This window comes from Streptomyces sp. NPDC002734, assembly GCF_040295685.1.
Lineage (GTDB): Bacteria > Actinomycetota > Actinomycetes > Streptomycetales > Streptomycetaceae > Streptomyces.
This window is the reverse complement of record NZ_JBEOVU010000031.1, coordinates 1-17940: the sequence shown is the minus strand read 5'-3', so window position 1 is coordinate 17940 and position 17940 is coordinate 1. Positions and strand designations below refer to the sequence as shown.

Sequence of the window (17940 nt, the reverse complement as noted above, 5' to 3'; positions counted from 1 at the left end):
GGGGCATCACTCGGCCCCGGCGCCGACCAGTTCCTTCTCGTCCGTCTGCGGCTTGCGCAGCGAGAAGGAAGGAACCTCCATCTCGGACCTGACGTACGGGTCCTCCTGGAGCGGGATCCGGCCCTTGCCGCGCAGGTGGGCGACCGAGACGCACAGGCAGGAGAAGAAGACCACCAGCGTCAGACCGGCGAAGACGGCCATCAGCGTGCCGGTCACCGTGGAGTTGGTGATCACCGTCTCCATCTGCGCGAGGCTCTTCGCCGGGGCGAGCACCTCACCGGCCTCAAGAGCGTCCGCGTAGGTGGAGCGCTGGGCCCAGAAGCCGATCTTGGGGTTGTCGGAGAACAGCTTCTGGTAGCTCGCGGTCATGGTCACGGCCAGTGCCCAGGCGAGCGGCAGGGCCGTGATCCATGCCCACTTCGCGCGGCCGGACTTGATCAGCAGCGTGGTGGAGATGGTCAGCGCGATGGAGGCCAGCAGCTGGTTGGCGATGCCGAACAGCGGGTAGAGCTGGTTGATCCCGCCGAGCGGGTCGCTGACGCCGACCCACAGGAAGTAGCCCCAGCAGAGCACCACGAGCGCGGAGCAGAGCCAGATGGCCGGCTTCCAGTCCTTGTCGCGGAAGCGCGGGACGACGTTGCCGATGGTGTCCTGCAGCATGAAGCGGCCCACCCGGGTCGCGGCGTCCACCGCGGTCAGGATGAAGAGCGCCTCGAACATGAGGGCGAAGTGGTACCAGAACGACATCATCCCGGTGGAGCCGAACGCCTTGGCGAGCACCATCGACATGCCCACGGCCAGCGTCGGGGCGCCGCCGGTGCGGGCGATCAGGCTCTCCTCGCCGACCTGGTCGGCCGCGTGCTGGAGCGCCTCGGGCGAGATGGTGAAGCCGAAGCCCGCCACCGCCTGGGAGGCCGACTGCACGGTGTCGCCCAGCACGCCGGCCGGGGCGTTCATCGCGTAGTACAGGCCCGGGTCCAGGACGCAGGCGCAGACCAGCGCCATGATCGCGACGAAGGACTCCATCAGCATCGAGCCGTAGCCGATGCCCGCGATCTGGCTCTCCTTCTGGATCATCTTCGGCGTGGTGCCGGCCGAGATCAGGGAGTGGAACCCGGACAGGGCGCCGCAGGCGATGGTGATGAAGGCGAACGGGAACAGCGAGCCGGCGAAGACCGGACCGGTGCCGCTGCTCGCGAACTCGGAGACGGCCGGGACGTTGACGTCCGGGTTGGCGACCAGCACGCCCACGGCGAGCAGCACGATCGTGCCGATCTTCATGAACGTGGAGAGGTAGTCACGCGGGGCGAGCAGCATCCAGACCGGCAGCACGGCGGCCACGAAGCCGTAGACCACCAGGCAGATCACCAGGGTCTTCGGGCTCAGGACGAAGGCGTCCGCGAAGGAGGACTCGGAGACCCAGCGGCCGCCCATGATGGCGGCGAGCAGCAGCACGACGCCGATCAGGCTCACCTCGGTGACCCGGCCCGGACGCAGGAAGCGCAGGTAGCCGCCCATGAAGAGGGCGATCGGGATGGTCATGCCGATGGAGAAGGTGCCCCACGCGGAGTGGGCCAAAGCCTGCACGACCACCAGGGCCAGCACGGCCAGGATGATGATCATGATCGCGAAGACGGCGATCAGCGCGGCGATGCCGCCGATCCGTCCGATCTCGTCCCGGGCCATCTGGCCGAGCGACTTGCCGTTGCGGCGGGTCGAGAAGAAGAGCACGACCATGTCCTGGACCGCGCCCGCGAAGATCACGCCGACGATGATCCAGATGGTGCCGGGCAGGTAGCCCATCTGTGCCGCGAGGACGGGGCCGACCAGCGGGCCGGCGCCCGCGATCGCCGCGAAGTGGTGGCCGAAGAGCACCCGCTTGTCGGTGGGGTGGTAGTCCACGCCGTCGTTGTGCCGCTCCGCCGGGGTGGCCCGCGTGTCGTCCACGCGGAGAACCCTGCGGGCGATGAAGCGGGCGTAGAACCGCTGGGCGATGAGGTAGGAACCGACCGCCGCGGCGACGATCCAGATGGCCGAAATCTTCTCACCGCGAGCGAGGGCGATGGCTACCCAACCGGCGGCGCCGATGGCTGCCACCAGCAGCCATGCGGCGATGCTGCGGGGACTGGTGCGGGACACGTCGACGTGCCTTTCGTTCAGTGGTTTCCTGGCGCTTCACTGATGCTAACGGCGGTAACACGCGTCTCATCAGGTATGTTGCATATGTCACCTATTTGATGGGAACAAGGAAAGGTGGCCGGTCGCGTGAGCGATATCCGGCCACCCTTGGGTAGGTCGAGGTCGAGCCAGGGGTCGGCGGGGTCAGCGCCCTCGGCGGAGGGCCAGGTCCGCGACCACCGGCCGGTGGTCCGAGGCCAGGGTCTCGGGCACGGTGACGTCCTTGACCACGACCGCGCCCGGGGACACCGTGACGTAGTCGATGCGGGTCCTCGGGTTGAGCGCCGGGTAGGTCGGCACGTCCGCCCCGGCCTCGGTCGAGGCGTCGGTCAGGCGCTCCCAGAGGGGCGCCAGCTCGGGGGCGGCATGGACGGCGTTGAAGTCGCCGGTGAGGATCTGGCGTGGACAGCGGCCGTGCGCGTCGCAGTCCTCGTCGAGGATCCGCAGCGTGTCGGCGACCTGGGCGGAGCGCACCGAGGGGTCCGCCCGGTAGTCGAGGTGCGTGGTGTAGACGTGCACCGGGACGCCCCTGACCCGGATCCTCACCTCGGGGAAGCCGGGTGCGGGCGCGGGCACCGGGTTCGCCTCCTGGGTGGAGAGCCGGGTGATGTCGTGGTTCTCGGCCGCCAGGATCGGATACCGGGAGAGCACCGCCACCCCGTACTCGCGGCGCGGGGCGTCCGCGGAGAGCGGATCGAGGCTGTATATCGGGGCGAAGTACACCTCCATGCCCAGGCTCGCGCCCAGCTCGGCCGCCAGGTCGCGCCACCCGCTCCTGGCGCCCCAGTGGACGTCCACCTCCTGCAAGCCGATCACGTCCGCGTCCAGGGAGCGCAGCTCCTCGACCTGCCGGTCGAGGTCGAAGACGTTGTCCGTCCCCGCCCCCGCGTGGATGTTGTACGAGACCACCCGCAGCGGCACGGTCGCCGCCCCGGCCGGCGGATCCGCGTACGCGCCCGCCGGAGCGGCGCCCGGGAACACGAGTGCGCCCAGCAGTCCCGCGGTGAGTAGAAGTTGTGCCGTACGACGACGCCGCATCACGCAGCCCCCTCAAGTCTGTTGGGGATCTTGGCACTTGCGCGCAGTACGGTACCGGCGCGGAGCACCGGGCGGAACGCCGCCGCGCCCGGGGAGCGAGGGGGCGCCGTGCCGTCTACCGCGCCGGAGGCAAGTGCTCCGTGGGCCCGTCGTCCAGCCGCAGCACCAGGCGGCAGGCGTCCTCGGCCTCCACGGCCACCCGGCGGCCCCAGTGGGCGCTCAGCCGCTCCGCGACCCTCACCAGCCGTATACGGTCCTCCCGGGTGTGGGCGGGAAAGCGGACCAGGCCGTGGTCCGCGATCGCGTTGCCCAGATCGTGGAAGAGCACCGCCTGTAAGCGGCGTTCCTCCTCCGCGCTCAGCGGCGGCGGACCGTCCGCCGTCGACGGGGCCGGCCCCGGCACGACCCGCACGTTGTAGAGGTCTCGTGGCATCGTGCACCGGTCCCTTCGTCGGGTGGTCCTGGAGGAGAATCCGACGAGATTACCGGGGCGGGTCACCCCGGCGGGTGATCACGGTGGTGTCGCCCCGACGTGGCGGTCGCATGCCGTGACGATGGTGACCGTGCGTCAAGACGAACCGACCAAGCGACCGCGCGCGGCACTGTCCGCGCTGGCCCTCGCCCTGGCCGCCACCGCGGTCACCGCGCCCACCGCGACGGCGGACACGGCCTCCGCCGCCCGGCCCGACCCCTGCACCGGAGAGTTCCGGGGCGACGCCCGGCTCGGCCCCGCGAACCTCCCCGACTCCGCCGAACCGCCCGTCGGCCCCCTCCTGCGCGGCTACCACCGCACCGGCGGCCTCTCCGCCCGCGACTTCCTCGCCGCCTACTGGAAGGAGGACGGCCCGAGCGGCTCCGGCGGTTGGAAGTACCCGCCCAACGACGGGTTCGCCGAGGTGAACGGGGAGGTGGACAAGCAGGTCGAGACCCTCGAACCCGGCGCGGAGCTCGACCGGTTCGGGTCGGAGTACGGCTCCTACCTGGCCCCGGCGGGCGACCCGTACGCCAAGCGTGCGCTGCCCCCGCAGAACCTGAACACCCGGGACGCGGCCTACCCCTGCGACTACCACCGCTACACCGTCACCCGGAGGTTCGACGTCTGGCAGGGCCGCGCCATGCCGTGGTTCGAGCAGCCGGGCGGCGGACAGCAGATCAAGCTCGACCCCGCGCTGCTCATGCCCGGCCCCGACGAGCGGCTGAACGTCGGATGGCTGCTCGACCACGGCTATCTCGCGCCCGCCCGGGACACCGGCCGCTAGACGAGCCCGGCCACCCTGCCCGGCACTACGCTCGTGGTCGTGGACCGCGCCGCACTGCACGCCGCGTTGCGCGCCGCGGGAGTGCCGGGCGGGTACTACCGCATCGAGGGCGTGCACGAACCCGTGCCCCCGCCCGTCGACTTCCTCTATCTGCGCCGGGCGCCGGACGAACCGGAAGCCTGGGAGACCGGCGCCTACGAGCGCGGCAGGTGGGAGCCGGTCGCCCGCCACCGGGACGAGAGCGCGGCCTGCGCCCACCTGCTGCGCCTGCTCACCGGGGCGGCACCGGGCCGCGGATGAGGCGAGCCCCGCGCCCCGCGGCACGGGCCCGCACCGTCCCCGAACGACCGATCGGCCCGGCGGCCGCCCTCAGTCGTCCTCCGGGTCGATCAGCCGCAGTGCCTGCTCCACGGAGGCCAAGGATTCGCCCGTCCCGGTCATGGCGACCACGTCCAGCGCCGTGTCCGCCAGCTTGATGACGTGCTCGTCGCCGTGCTCGGCCGCGCGGGCGAAGAGCTCGCCGGCCGTCCCCGACACCTCGGGGACGCGCCCCGCGGGCGTCGCGTAGACGGCGGTCACCGCCGCGGACGCCGCCCAGGCGGCCTCCAGGCTCGGCGCCCACAGCTCGCGCGGCAGAGCGGGAAGGGTGCGCAGCACGGCGTTGGGAGCCGTCGCCGCGTGCACCAGCATCACCGGGTCCCCGTGCGCGTGGGCGGCGAACCGGCCGGTCGCCGCCGTCACGAGACCTCGCAGCAGCTCCCGCGCCTCCTCGGGCGAGGCCGGGGCGCGCAGCGCCGCGGTGGCCTCGGTCCAGCCCGCCGTCGCCTCCAGCCGGTCCAGCCGCTCGCGGATGCCGCCGGCCTGGACCTCCACCGTCGGCACCCCGGCCAGCGCCTCGGCCGGACCCGCGACGCCCGACGGCCCGGTCACACCGGCCAGCGGCTGATGACGGCCCGCCCAGTAGGCCAGGCCGTGCGCCAGCTCCGTGATCCTCGCCGCGTTGTCGCCGTCCTCGAGCAGCGCCCGCACCGCGTGACCCACCCGGATCACGGGGTGGGTGGCGCCCGCCGCGATGCCCGGCAGCAGCCGCGGCCACCAGCGCACCAGCACCGCCCGCCAGCCCTCCTCCGCGACGGCCCGGCCGAAGTACACCGTCCAGTCCCCGAGCCGGTGCGGATCGCCCAGCGCCTCGCGCCACTCCGGCTCCGTCACCGGGTCCGTCGAGCGCGGCATGTCCTCCAGCTTGTTCAGCGCATAGTGCTCCAGCCAGCGGTGCACGCCGTGTCCGTGGCCGTGCCGCACCAGCGCCTCCACCGCCATCGGCGCGTGGTTGGACAGCCACCCCCGGCGCTCCGGCCCCGCCCGGTGCAGTCTCTCCAGCGCCTCGTCCAGTACTCCGGTGTCCGTGCCGCGCATCGTCGTCAGCTCCCTCGGATCGCCTGATGCCGTCACGCTACGAGAGGGCCGCGGCCCGGAACACCGGCGCGGGACCTAGGCCCCGGGTCCCGGTCGCACTCCGTCCCCGGGCCTGTGCTGAACTGGGACGACCTGCCCGCTCGACCGCCCCGGGAGCCCCCTTGACCCTCCGCTACCGCCAGCCCGGCGTCGTCCTCACCGACCACCGCTTCACCGTCCCGCTCGACCACGCCGACCCGGGCGGCGAGACGATCGAGCTGTACGCGCGTGAGGTGGTGGCGAGCGACAAGGCGGACCAGGACCTGCCCTGGCTGGTGTACCTGCAGGGCGGTCCCGGCATGCCCGCCAGCCGCTTCGTCGGCCGCCAGGCCTGGCTGGAGCGGGCCCTGCGGGAGTTCCGGGTCCTCCTCCTCGACCAGCGGGGCACCGGCGCCTCCACGCCCGCCAACCGCCAGACGCTGCCGCTGCGCGGCGGCCCCGCCGAACAGGCCGCGTACCTCACGCACTTCCGCGCCGACTCGATCGTCCGCGACTGCGAGGCGATCCGCCCGCTGCTCACCGGCGGCGCGCCCTGGACCGTCCTCGGCCAGAGCTTCGGCGGCTTCTGCACCGTCACCTACCTCTCGCTGGCCCCCGAGGGTCTGGCCGCCGCCCTGATCACCGGCGGGCTTCCCTCGACGACCGCGCGCGCCGAGGACGTCTACCGGGCCGCCTACCCGCGCATGGAGCGCAAGGTCGACGCCCACTACACCCGCTACCCGCAGGACGTCGAGCGGGTCCGCCGGATCGCCGAGCACCTGCTGCGCGAGGACGTCGTCCTGCCGAACGGGCACCGGCTCACCGCCGAGTCGTTCCAGTCGCTGGGCATCCTGCTCGGCTCCGGCGACGGCAGCCACCGACTGCACTTCCTGCTGGAGGACGCGTTCCTCCTGCCCACGACGCGGGGACTCGAGCTCTCCGACGCCTTCCTCGAGCAGGTGCAGCAGACGCTCTCCTACGCGAGCCACCCGCTGTACGCCCTGCTCCACGAGGCCATCTACGCCCAGGACGCGCAGCCGACCGCCTGGGCCGCCGAACGGGTGCGCGCCGAGTTCCCCCGGTTCGACGCTGCCAAGGCGCTCGCCGGCGGCGAGGCGGTGCTGCTCACCGGCGAGACGGTCCACCCGTGGCTGTTCGACTGCGATCCGGCGCTGCGGCCGCTCAAGGAGACGGCGGAGATCCTCGCCGCCCGCACCGACTGGACCCCGCTGTACGACCCGGCGCGGCTCGCCGCCAACGAGGTCCCGGTGGCTGCCGCCGTCTACCACGACGACCTGTACGTCGACACGGCCCACTCGCTGGAGACCGCCCGCGCGATCCGGGGCCTGCGCACCTACGTCACCGACGAGTTCGAGCACGACGGGGTGCGGGCCGGCGGTCCGCGCGTCCTGGACCGGCTGCTCGCCCTGGTGCGCGACGAGGCCTGAGGCGCGACGAGACCTGAGGCGGCGACGCCGCGGCCGCGGCCGCGTGCCGGGACCGCGGCGCGCACGCCTCACGGTCCGGCCGTCACGGTCCGTCCCTCACCGCCCGGCCTTCACCGCCTCCTCGGGCGCCGGCCGGGGCGTCCGGCGCTCCAGGCGCAGGCGCAGGTCCTCCGGCATCAGGGTGAGCCGCTCCGAGACGCTCAGCCGGTAGCCGGGCTCCGGCAGCATCTCGTAGCGGCGCAGCAGCAGCCCGAGCACCAGCGTCGCCTCGTGCAGCGCGAACTGACGCCCGATGCAGGCCCGCGCGCCGGTGCCGAACGGCTTGAAGACGTGCGGCGGGCGGGCCCGCACCGCCGACGCCTCGAACCGGTCCGGGTCGAACCGCTCCGGCTCGGGACCCCACACCGCGGGGTCCCGGTGCAGCAGCGGAAGCACCACCAGCGCCCAGGCGCCCCGCCGCATCGGGTGCGTGCCCCCGAGCACCGTGTCCTCCAGCGCGGCCCGGGCGAAGGCCGGGGCGGTCGGCCACAGCCGCAGCGACTCGTCCAGCACCCGCCGCACGTACCGCAGTTTCGCCACCTGCTCGTAGCCCGGGGAGGCGACGTCGCCCCACACCCGGTCCACCTCCTCGCGCGCCCGCGCCGCGATCTCCGGGTGCTGCGACAGGTAGTGCAGGGCGAACGACAGCGCGCCCGAGGTCGTCTCGTGACCCGCCACCAGGAACGTGATCACCTGGCGGCGCACGTTGTCCAGCGACAGCCGCTCCCCGGTGTCGGGGTGAGCGGTCTCCAGCATCCGGTCCAGCAGGTCGCCGTCGCCGGGCCTCCCGTCGGCGACCCGGGCCCGGACCACCTCGTCCACCGTGTCGTTGAGCAGTGCCATGTCCCGCTCGCCGCGCAGGTCGGCGGCCCGGCCGCCGAACAGGCCCGCCAGCGGGGCGGGCAGGGCCACCCGCCGCTGCGCGTAGCTCAGGTAGCCCACCATCGCGTCGACGAAGGGGTGCGGCCTCTCCCGTTCGAAGGAGCCGAAGTCGTGGCCGAACCCGGTCCTGGCGATCGTCTCCAGGGTCAGCTTGGTCATGTCGCCGGGCACGTCCACCGTGCGTCCGGCCGCGAACTCGGCGTCCCAGCGGTCGGTCAGCCGGCCCGCCACGTCCAGCATCGCCCCGTGGTAGCCCGCCATCGCCTCACGGCTGAAGCCCGGCGCCAGCACGTCGTGGGCCAGCTGCCAGTTCGGCTCGTGGTTGTGCGCCGTGAACAGCCCGTCCCTGGCGAGAGGACGCAACGCCGCGATGCCCGGGGCGACGTGCTTGGCGAACCGGGACTCGTCCGACAGCTCGCCGGCCAGGTCGGCGCCCCCGACGAGGACGATCTCGAAGGAGAACACCTTCCTGCGGAAGATCGGCCCCAGGGCCTGACCGCGGCGCACCGTGTCCTGCACCGGCCGGGTGCGGTCGGTGCCCAGGACGTCCCCCAGCAGCGGGACCCGGCGAGGCGGGTGCGGGATCAGGTCGAGCCGCGGCCAGGCCTCCCGGACGCTCGGCACCGGCGTCGCCGCCCGGACCGGACTGCTGCTCTCCATGGACCCTCCCGATCGAACCGCCGCGTCACCCGGCCGCCCCCGTACCGCCGCACCGCCGAACTGCCGCGCCGCGTACCGCGTGAGGGCGGCCCGGTGACCATCGTGCCTTCCGTGGACGGCCCGTCACCAGTCCCCGTCCGCCACCGGCCTTCCCGGCTCGTCGCCGAGCTGGACCACCTGCTGCGGCTTCGGCTCGGCCCACGGGGAGTGGTCGTCGCCGAGCCAGTCGCCGACCGGCCTGACGCCCGCGAGGGTCTCCGAGGGATCGAGGTCCACCGCGCTCTCGTCGTAGTGCTCGAACCAGGGCAGCCCCGCCCGGGTGTAGGCGGCGCGGTCGACGGGCGAGGGCGGCGCGGCCTCACCGGTGATGCGGCGCCACTCCGGCGGCGTCATCAGGTGCACGAAGACCCGGCCGGAAGGCTCGGTGGCCCAGTCGGCCAACGGGCGCCGGTCCTGGTGCACCTGCTGGCGCATGGAGCCGCCCGCGCCCAGCCCCATCGCGGCGGCCCGGGGCGCGGACCGTTGGGGCGCCGCGCCGGCGGGAGCCGGCGGAGGTACCGCCCCCGGCGCCGTGCCCGGAGCCGTGCCGGGCGCCGGCGGCGGCGCGCCGTACGCCACCGCGCCGGGAGCCGGAGGCATCGGCATGCCGGTGTACGGCGGAGGCGGCGGCACGGGCCCCGGCGGGGGAGTGGCGGGCCACACCGGCGCGTTCAGGCGGTTCCACTCGGCCAGCTTCGCCTCCGTCAGACCGAAGGCCTGCAGCTGGATCCCGCCCCAGGTCTCCTCACCCGTCACCTGGCCCTCGACGGTGGCGCCCATCCCCAGCGGCACCGCGACGAACTGACGGACCGTGCCCCGTCCGGAGTTGATGCCGTCCAGCCAGGGCTGTTCGGGCAGCGGCAGATAGTTCTGCGGGTCCGCCGACAGCCGCCCGCTCCACGGCTTTCCGGACACCGCGCACACCTTGCCCACGCCGACCTGGAGGGCCGCCGGACGCGAGGTGCCGCCGAAATGCAGCCACATCGCCTCCCGCAGGTACACCGGCAGCATCACGCCACCCCGCGCCAGCCACTCCGCCGGCGCCGTGTCGGGGAAGTCCTCGACCCGGCGCAGCGGGAAGGACCCCAGCCCCGGCGGCAGCGCATGGGTGCCCGTCTCCGGCAGCCGCAGGGTCCGGATGAACCGCACCCGCACCCCGCCCGGCAACGCCAGGCTGTCCCCGTCGATCCGCGCACCGCCCGCTTCGACCATCGCACGCTCCCTCGCTCCGGGACCCGTCGGCAGGCCCCGCCGTGGAGCACGCTGTCAGGACCGCGCCCGGTTCCGCCGGGGTTTGCGGATCTTCGGCAGCCGCAGCCTGCGGCGCCACTCCTCCAGCCGGCGCTTGCGCTCGCGCTGCATCCGCGTGTTGCGGTCCAGCTCCTCCAGCAGACGGCGGGAACGGTGGTCGGTGTCCAGCTCGTCGAGGATCCGGGTGATCTCGGTGAGGAACGCCCCCACCAGCTGCCAGTCCTTGGGATCCTCCTGCACCCGCTCCAGCAGGATGTTGGCCAGCCGGTCCCGGGTGGCCGTCGCCTGCGTCAGTTCCGCGGCCAGCCGTTCCTCCGCCTCCTCGGCGTTGGTGCTGACGTCGGAGATCACCATGACCCCGAAGCTCACCACCGCGTCCCCGACCTCGGCCAGCAGTTCCTCGACGACCGGACCCGCCTGCGGGTCGAACAGCGGCTCGGGGTCGCGCCGCTTCGCCAGGTCGGTGAAGCTGCGCGCGATGACCCGCAGCACCACCGTGCAGATCTCCAGGGTGTCCAGACCCGTGCGCAGCACAACCCGGTGCAACAGGCCCTCCCGGACCCTGGGGTTGAGCCGCAGACTGTCCTCCGCCTGCCGCAGCGCCGCGTCGACGCCGGAGATGTGGTGGTCCAGGGCGCGCGCCTCGTGGAGCCGGGCGGTGGCGTTGGGCACCGGCGTGTGCCCGGAGGCCTCCTCGCCCATCCGCAGCATCAGTTGCCGCATCCGCCGGGACAGGTCGGTCAGCGACTCGGCGGCCACGTCCACCCACACCGGGGGAGCGAAGAGGAAGTTGAAGGAGAGTCCGACGACCGCGCCGATCAGCGTCTCGACGATGCGCGCCCACGCGGTGTCGCCCACCGTCGTGACGCCCAGCACCAGCATCGCGCTGATCGCCACCTCCGGCAGGAAGTCCCCGGTGCGGGCCACCCTGCCGATGACCAGCGACGCCAGGATGATCAGCGCCAGACTCCACCAGGTGAGACCGACCACCCGGGTGAACAGGATGGCGATCAGCACGCCCGCGACCACCGCGTTGACCCGCTCGATGCCCGTGGTGATCGTCGAGTAGAGGGTCACCTGCACGACCAGCAGCGCTGTCAGCGGAGCGGTGAGCGGCACCGCCTCCGGACTCAGGCGGAGGGCGATCACGTAGGAGATCGTCGCGGCCGCCGTCGCCCGCAGGGTGTGGACGACGTCCGGATCCCGCTTCCACCCCCGGTACTTCGTGACCAACACTGCCTTCACACCCTGAACGTCCCGCATGACCTGCGCCTTCCCGCTCCCGGGTACACCCAACACGTCGGTTCCGCCGGGTGGAGCCCATGTGCCGTCCATGGTCCGTGCCGTCCATGGTCGCGGCCCGTGTCGTGGATCGTCTCCACGACACGGGCCGCGCGGGGCACCGGTCCGGCCCTCGGGCCGCGGGGCGGGTCAGCCGGCGGGCTCGTCGGGCACCGGGTGCTCCGGGTTGGGGCTGCCGCCCTTCGGCGCGCCCTGCCGGCCGGTGCCCGCCTCGTCGGTGTCGGGCAGCTCCTCCTCGTCCGCGCCGCCGGGCCGGTCGCCCGAGCCGGTGGCCCCGGGACCGGGGGCGGCGTCCCAGCGGTCGCCGCGCTCGTCGGTCGCCTGCTGGTCCTGGAGGTCACGGGGGACGGGCTTGCCGGGGGCCGCGGGCCGCTCGGGGTCCTCCCGGCTCTCCGGCTCCTCGTGCGCCGCTTCGTCGTCCGTGGACGCCGTCGCAGGGTCGCGGTCCGGGGAGGCCGCGGCGCCCGGGCCCGCCTCTGGCGCGCGGCCGCCGTCGCGTTCACGGGTCTGTTCCGGGTCGGCCTGCTGGTCCGGCATGTCACGGGGGACCGGCTGGACGCCTCCTGCGGCTGTCACGTCGCTCACGTGCCCACTCCCTTTCTCCTGGCCGTCGAAGCGGTCGTGGCCACCGGGTCGGACCGGGGCCGGACCTGCGGGTACCTCCGCCTCGGGCCGGCAAACGCCACGGCGGGGCGCCACGGCCGCTTCGACGGCCTTCGGCGTCGGTCCCGACGCCCCGTCAGGCCCACCCGGCCGCCGTCACGCCGACCCGTCAGCCCACCGACCCTCCGTGCAGCGGCGCCGTGTCCAGGCCCCCGCCCTCGCGCAAGCCCTCCAGGAACTCCTCGATCACCGACTCCGCGTCCCGGGAGGGCCGCCACCCCAGCACGTCCCGGGCCCGCCGGGTGTCCATCATCGGGACGCGCAGCACCGCGTCGAACAGATGGGGCGACGCGGGCAGCAGCCGCATCCGCCACGCCGCGGAGACCGCCGCCCGCACCGCGCCCGCCGGCACCCGCACCGGCCTGGCCCCGAACATCCGCCCGAGCACCTGGGCGTCCAGCGGCGGTCCCGCCGCCAGGTTGAACGCGCCGCGGGCGTCGGGGGAGAGGGCCGCGATGCGGTACGCCTCGGCCGCGTCGTCGGTGTGCAGCGCCTGTACCCGCAGCCCGGGGATGTCCGGCATCACCGGAAGCAGGTCCGGCCGGGCGATCGCCCCGGGAAGGTACGTGCCGCCGAAGATGCGCCGCTGTTCGCCGGCGGCCTGCCTCTTGAACAGGAACGCCGGCCGCATCCGCACGACCCGTACCTGGGGGTGCTGCCGCTCGAAGGCGTCCAGCGCCCGCTCCAGATAGGCCTTCTCCCGGGTGTAGGCGGCGTCCGGCCAGCCGTGCGTGGGCCAGGACTCGTCCACCTCGCGGTCCTTGGGCCCCGGGGAGTACGCCCCCACCGAGGAGGCGTGCACCAGTGCCGGGACCCCGGCGGCCGCCACCGCCTCGAAGACCCGCAGACTGCCCAGCACGTTGGTGCGCCAGGTGACCACCGGGTCGTGCGTGGGCTGGAACGCCCACGCCAGGTGCACCACCGCGTCCGCGCCCCGGAACACCTCCACCAGGGCGGGACCGGACTTCTCCCGGGCCAGGTCCACCGCCTTCCAGTCGGTCCCCTCCGGCCGCCACCCGGGCAGCCGCCGGGCGACGCCCGTCACGGAGGTCACCGCCGGATCCTCGGCGAGGACCCGCACCACGCTCGTGCCCACGTTGCCGGTGGCCCCGGTCACCACGATCCTGCCGCTCACAGCGTGCTCCTCACGTCCGGTAACGGCGTCCCGGGTACCCGTGCGGGCACGCCGCTCACTCCCGGCGGGCGCCCAGCGAGGTGTCCGCCCAGATGTTCTCGGCGTGCAGCAGCAGCGCGCCCAGCACCGCCGCCTGGGAGGGGTCCTGGGCGGCGTGGTCGCGCAGGCTGCGCCGCAGCCGCGTGTGCAGCGCGGTGAGCCGCTCCTCGGAGGACTCCCCGAGACCGTCCCCGCCGTCCCCGCCGTCCGCGCGGTCGTCGCCGCCCTCGTCGTGCGTCTCCGCCTCCCGTTCCCGCAGGTCGCTCCGGCTCGCGCCGGAGGGGCCCGCCGCCAGCCGGCGGCTCTCCGCCTCGCAGGCCCGGCCCAGCACGTCCAGCATCCGCGCGTACAGGTCCAGCGCCGCGGTGTCCGGCGGCACCGGCGAGCGGCCCGCGTCGGCCGCCACCGACAGCGTCCGGGTCAGCGCGACCACCTGGCCCGTCACCCGCGCCCAGCGCTCGTCCTCCTCCACCCGCGGCGCCTCCATCGGGATCCGCCGCAGCCGCCGCAGCCGGTTCGCGGCCAGCCGCAGGCTCTCGTCCGACCAGCTCCGCGCGGAGCGCAGCCCTTCCAGCCGTCGCTCCAGCCGGTCCGGCAGATGCGACCAGCGCGAAGCCGTCGCGTCGTCCCACTCCGCCTCCGGCAGCTCCCGCGCCACCTGCCGCAGTGCCGCTCCCGCCTCCCGGGCCAGCCCGGCCAGGTTGTCCCGCACGTCACGCAGGTGGACGGGCGGCAGCACCAGCGCGTTCACGGCCACCCCGACGACCGCGCCCAGTACCGCCTGCCCCACCCGGTGGCCCGCGGCCTCCGGGCCGACCGCCCCGGTCGCCAGGGTGAAGACGGCCGTGGTCGCCGCGTACCCGCCCTGGTCGCCGAAGCGGGACCAGTGCGAGAGCAGCATCAGCGGCGGCAGGCACACCGCCATGGCCGCCAGTTCGTCACCGGTGACCGCCTGGGCCCCGGTGGCCAGCAGTGTCCCCACGCAGATCGCGGCGCACTGCTGCGCCGCGCGCAGCAGCGACCCGTACACGGTGGCCTGCACCAGCACCAGCGCCGCCCACGGGGCCATCAGCGCCATCGGGTCGTTCAGCCACAGCCGGGCCACCGCCCACGCCAGCAGCGCCGCCCCGGACGCCTTGAGGGACTGGACCAGCAGATCACGTTCGCGCCCCGGACCGCGCACCGCCTTCCGGGCCGTCGCGCCGACGGCCCGGAGCTCCCGGCCGATCGCCTCCGTCGCACGGTTCATCCGGCACGGGTTGCCGGGAGCGCCTGCGGTAACCGCGTCCCCTGACCGGCGTTCCCGCCGGTCAGGGAAGGAGGGCTCGCCGTTCGGGCCGGATGTCCCGTCCGGTCGGCCCGGCGGTGCGCCTCCGCTCAGGCCAGCGGGCCCTCCCGCAGCGTCTCCAGCAGGTGCGCCGGGTCGGCGTAGACCGCCCGGGCCCCCGCCTCCTCCAGGTCGGCGCGCGGGATGCCGCCGCAGAGCACCGCCACCGGCGTGACGCCCGCCCGGCTCGCCGCCTTCATGTCCCAGACCGTGTCCCCGACGAAGACGGCCCGCTCGGCCGGCACCCCGGCCAGCTCCAGCGCGTGCTCCACCGGCTCGGGGGCCGGCTTTCCCTGCTCGACGTCGTCGGCGCTGGCCGTCGCGGTGATCGCCTCGTCGGCGTCCAGGGCCCGGCGCAGGGCCGCCAGCTCCGGGCCGCCCGCCGAGGTCGCCAGCACCACCCGGCGGCCCTCCGCGTGCAGCCGCTTCAGCAGCTCGCTCGCGCCGGGCAGGGGGTCGAGGCGGTCGAAGTACTGGCCGTACAGGGTCTTGTGCGCCGAGCTCAGGGCGTCGTCCTGCTCCTCGTCGCGGTCCTCGCCCAGCACCCGGGCGATCAGGTCCATGCCCGGCAGCCCCACCGCGCGGTGGATGTGGTGCATCGGCACCCGGTGCCCCGCCTGGCGGAACGCCTCCCACCAGGCCACCGCGTGCAGGTGGTTGGTGTCCACCAGGGTTCCGTCGACGTCGAACACCACGGCCCGTTCCATACGCGTCCCGCCTCTCGTTCCTCGGTCACCGGTCGGCGACCGGTCACGGGTACCACCGCCGGCCCGCGTTCAGACGCCCTCCGGCAGGACTCCCTCGCGGCTCCAGGCGAGCAGCCGCTCCAGCGGCCAGGTCGTCACCACCCGTTCGGGCGGCACACCGCACTCCTCGGCGCGGGCGCAGCCGTGGATCTGCCACTCCAGCTGGCCAGGAGCGTGGGCGTCGGTGTCGACGGAGAACAGCACCCCGGCCTCCACGGCCTGCCGCAGCAGCCGCCGGGGCGGGTCCAGCCGCTCGGGGCGGCTGTTGATCTCCACCGCGGTCCCCGACGCGGCGCAGGCCGCGAACACCTCGTCGGCGTCGAACTCCGACTCGGGCCGGCCGCGGCCCGTCACCAGCCGCCCCGTGCAGTGCCCCAGCACGTCGGCGTGCGGGTCGCGGACCGCGGCCACCATCCGCCGGGTCATCGCACGCCGGTCCATGCGTAGCTTGGAGTGGACGGAAACCACCACCACGTCCAGCAGCTCCAGCAGCTCCGGCTCCTGGTCCAGCGAGCCGTCGTCGAGGATGTCGCACTCGATCCCGGTCAGCAGCCGGAACGGCGTCCAGGTCCCGTTGAGCCGCTCCACCACCTCCAGCTGCTCCCGCAGCCGCTCGGGGGAGAGCCCGCGGGCGACGGTCAGGCGCGGTGAATGGTCGGTCAGCACCGCCCACTCGTGGCCCAGCGCCGCTGCCGCGCGGCCCATCTCCTCGATCGGGCTGCCGCCGTCGGACCAGTCGGAGTGCAGGTGGCAGTCGCCCCGCAGCAGCGACCGCAGGTGCTCGCCCCCCTCGGCGAGGGGCCCGCCGCCCGCCTCCTCCAGTTTCGCCAGGTACCCGGGAACCTCCCCGGCCAGGGCCTCCCGCGCGGCCTGCGCGGTCTTGGGCCCCACCCCCTTGAGGGACTCCAGCGAGCCGTTCGCGGCGCGCTCGCGCACCTCGTCCGCGCCCAGCCCGGCCAGCACCCGGGCCGCGGTCCGGAACGCGCGCACCCGGTAGGCGGGCTCCTGGGACCGCTCCAGCAGGTAGGCGATCCGCTCCAGCGCGACGACGGGGTCCATCCGCGCCTCCCTTCGTAAGACGACGCCCACCGGGCGGCCCCGCGGCCGGGTGCCGGCGCCTGTCCGGTTTGCCCCGCGGGCGCCCGGGTACTGCGACGCCCGGGTACCGGGACGCCCCGAGTACCCATCCGCCCAGCACCGTCAGCAGGAGGCGTGCCCATGCCCGAGACCGCACCCCGTGTCGCCGTCGTCACCGGCTCCGACTCCGGCATCGGCCGGGCGGTGGCGGTCAGGCTGGCCGAGGAGGGCATGGACGTCGGCATCACCTGGCACACCGACCACCGGGGCGCCGAGCGCACCGCCGAGGAGGTGCGTGCCAAGGGCCGCCGCGCCGAGGTCGTCCAGGTCGACCTCACCCGGCTGCCGGAGGCCGCCGACACCGTGGACCGGCTGTGCGACCGGCTCGGCCGGATCGACGTCCTGGTCAACAACTCCGGCACCGGCACCTCCACGCTGTTCCTCGAACTCGGTCTGGACGACCTGCGGCACGTCCTGGACGTGAATCTGGCGGGCCCGTTCCTCTGCTCGCAGCGCGCCGCCCGGCGCATGATCGAGCAGGGGAACGGCGGCCGGATCGTCAACATCACCTCCGTCCACGAGCACCAGCCCAAGGTCGGCGCGGCGCCCTACTGCGCGTCCAAGGGCGGGCTGGGGCTGCTCACCCAGGTGATGGCGCTCGAACTCGCCGAGCACGGCATCACGGTGAACTCGGTGGCGCCCGGCGAGATCTCCACCCCGATGACCGGCCAGGAGGACACCGACCCGGGCACCCAGCGCCGCCCCGGTGTGCCGCTGGGCCGCCCGGGCGACGCCCGGGAGGTCGCCGCCGTGGTCGCCTTCCTGGCCGGTCCCGAGTCCTCCTACGTCACCGGAGCCTCCTGGGTGATCGACGGAGGCATGACGCGGATGGGACCGATGGCCGGGGCGTACCTGGACGCCGACGACTGGCGGCGTCCCTGAGGCGAACTACGCTCAAAGCCATGACGGAAATCTCGAGCCCCCGCATCGGCCGCTCCCGGATCACCGTGCTCGCGGTCCAGCCGGCCACGCAGCCCTTCCGGATCGTGGAGATCGACGGCGACTTCGTCGGTGAGGCGAGGTCCGTCACCGACGTGCTGGAGATCGCCGCCGCCTACGGCATCGTGGTGCACGACCTCGACGACCCGGACGTGGTCCGCTGGGTCGGCGGCGACAAGTTCACCTGGGGCCGCCGACAGGCGGGCTGAGACCGGCCGACGGGTGAGACCGACAGTCGGCCTGAGAGCGGCCGGCACACGAACGACCGGCGGCACACGAACGACCGGCGGCACGCGAAACCGGCCGGCACGCCGAACCGGGCCGCCACATGAAACGGCCGGCACCCGAGCCGCTACGCAGCTACCACGTATCCCGCGTTTCTCACCCGCGTAATCCTGGTGTCGCTCCCCGTGTGCGGCCGGGC

Annotated in this window: 17 protein-coding genes; 5 read left to right on the top strand and 12 right to left on the bottom strand. The window is 74.1% G+C overall.

Going from position 1 to position 17940, the window contains the following annotated elements; genetic code table 11:
* Positions 1-6: 6 nt before the first annotated feature.
* The 3 genes from ABT026_RS24485 to ABT026_RS24475 form a co-directional block, all read right to left on the bottom strand.
* A complete protein-coding gene (locus tag ABT026_RS24485) occupies positions 7-2139 on the bottom strand; it encodes a carbon starvation CstA family protein (protein WP_351117296.1) in 2133 nt (710 codons plus the stop codon).
* Between the two features lie 183 nt (positions 2140-2322).
* The gene (locus ABT026_RS24480) at positions 2323-3216 is read right to left on the bottom strand and encodes an endonuclease/exonuclease/phosphatase family protein (protein WP_351117295.1); all 894 of its coding nucleotides are present in this window, start codon (positions 3214-3216) and stop codon (positions 2323-2325) included.
* Positions 3217-3331: 115 nt separating this feature from the next.
* Positions 3332-3649, bottom strand: coding sequence for a hypothetical protein (locus tag ABT026_RS24475; protein WP_351117294.1), 318 nt, complete (start codon positions 3647-3649; stop codon positions 3332-3334).
* Between the two features lie 130 nt (positions 3650-3779).
* On the opposite strand from ABT026_RS24475, the gene ABT026_RS24470 reads away from it, so the two are divergent.
* Positions 3780-4475: a TNT domain-containing protein gene (locus ABT026_RS24470; protein WP_351117293.1), complete on the top strand. Its 696-nt coding sequence runs from the start codon at positions 3780-3782 to the stop codon at positions 4473-4475.
* Between the two features lie 39 nt (positions 4476-4514).
* Positions 4515-4775, top strand: coding sequence for a hypothetical protein (locus tag ABT026_RS24465; protein ID WP_351117292.1), 261 nt, complete (start codon positions 4515-4517; stop codon positions 4773-4775).
* 69 nt (positions 4776-4844) lie between these two features.
* Here ABT026_RS24465 and ABT026_RS24460 read toward each other — a convergent pair whose 3' ends face one another.
* Positions 4845-5891: a questin oxidase family protein gene (locus ABT026_RS24460; RefSeq protein ID WP_351117291.1), complete on the bottom strand. Its 1047-nt coding sequence runs from the start codon at positions 5889-5891 to the stop codon at positions 4845-4847.
* A 161-nt stretch (positions 5892-6052) separates the two neighbouring features.
* On the opposite strand from ABT026_RS24460, the gene ABT026_RS24455 reads away from it, so the two are divergent.
* Positions 6053-7357 carry an alpha/beta fold hydrolase gene (locus ABT026_RS24455; RefSeq protein ID WP_351117290.1) on the top strand — a complete coding sequence of 435 codons (1305 nt, stop codon included), beginning with the start codon at positions 6053-6055 and terminating at the stop codon, positions 7355-7357.
* 96 nt (positions 7358-7453) lie between these two features.
* Here ABT026_RS24455 and ABT026_RS24450 read toward each other — a convergent pair whose 3' ends face one another.
* The 8 genes from ABT026_RS24450 to ABT026_RS24415 all read right to left on the bottom strand — a co-directional run bounded on the left by ABT026_RS24450 (position 7454) and on the right by ABT026_RS24415 (position 16499).
* The gene (locus ABT026_RS24450; RefSeq protein ID WP_351117289.1) at positions 7454-8938 is read right to left on the bottom strand and encodes a cytochrome P450; all 1485 of its coding nucleotides are present in this window, start codon (positions 8936-8938) and stop codon (positions 7454-7456) included.
* 123 nt (positions 8939-9061) lie between these two features.
* On the bottom strand, positions 9062-10189 hold the full coding sequence (locus ABT026_RS24445) for a hypothetical protein (protein ID WP_351117288.1): 1128 nt from the start codon (positions 10187-10189) through the stop codon (positions 9062-9064).
* Positions 10190-10243: 54 nt separating this feature from the next.
* Positions 10244-11491: an FUSC family protein gene (locus ABT026_RS24440; RefSeq protein WP_351117287.1), complete on the bottom strand. Its 1248-nt coding sequence runs from the start codon at positions 11489-11491 to the stop codon at positions 10244-10246.
* A 168-nt stretch (positions 11492-11659) separates the two neighbouring features.
* A complete protein-coding gene (locus tag ABT026_RS24435; protein WP_351117286.1) occupies positions 11660-12115 on the bottom strand; it encodes a hypothetical protein in 456 nt (151 codons plus the stop codon).
* Positions 12116-12302: 187 nt separating this feature from the next.
* Positions 12303-13328 (bottom strand): NAD-dependent epimerase/dehydratase family protein, encoded by a 1026-nt coding sequence (locus ABT026_RS24430; RefSeq protein WP_351117285.1) that lies wholly within the window; start codon positions 13326-13328, stop codon positions 12303-12305.
* 55 nt (positions 13329-13383) lie between these two features.
* Positions 13384-14616, bottom strand: coding sequence for an FUSC family protein (locus ABT026_RS24425; RefSeq protein ID WP_351117284.1), 1233 nt, complete (start codon positions 14614-14616; stop codon positions 13384-13386).
* Positions 14617-14744: 128 nt separating this feature from the next.
* Entirely contained in the window at positions 14745-15401 is a 657-nt protein-coding gene (locus tag ABT026_RS24420) for an HAD family hydrolase (protein WP_351117283.1), read from the bottom strand.
* Positions 15402-15470: 69 nt separating this feature from the next.
* Entirely contained in the window at positions 15471-16499 is a 1029-nt protein-coding gene (locus tag ABT026_RS24415) for a PHP domain-containing protein (RefSeq protein ID WP_351117282.1), read from the bottom strand.
* A 159-nt stretch (positions 16500-16658) separates the two neighbouring features.
* Between ABT026_RS24415 and ABT026_RS24410 the strand changes: the two genes are divergently transcribed.
* Together ABT026_RS24410 and ABT026_RS24405 are read left to right on the top strand one after the other, a co-directional pair.
* Positions 16659-17459, top strand: a complete 801-nt coding sequence (locus tag ABT026_RS24410; RefSeq protein WP_351117281.1) for an SDR family oxidoreductase — start codon at positions 16659-16661, stop codon at positions 17457-17459.
* Between the two features lie 20 nt (positions 17460-17479).
* Positions 17480-17725: a hypothetical protein gene (locus ABT026_RS24405; RefSeq protein ID WP_108955643.1), complete on the top strand. Its 246-nt coding sequence runs from the start codon at positions 17480-17482 to the stop codon at positions 17723-17725.
* Positions 17726-17940 lie beyond the last annotated feature (215 nt).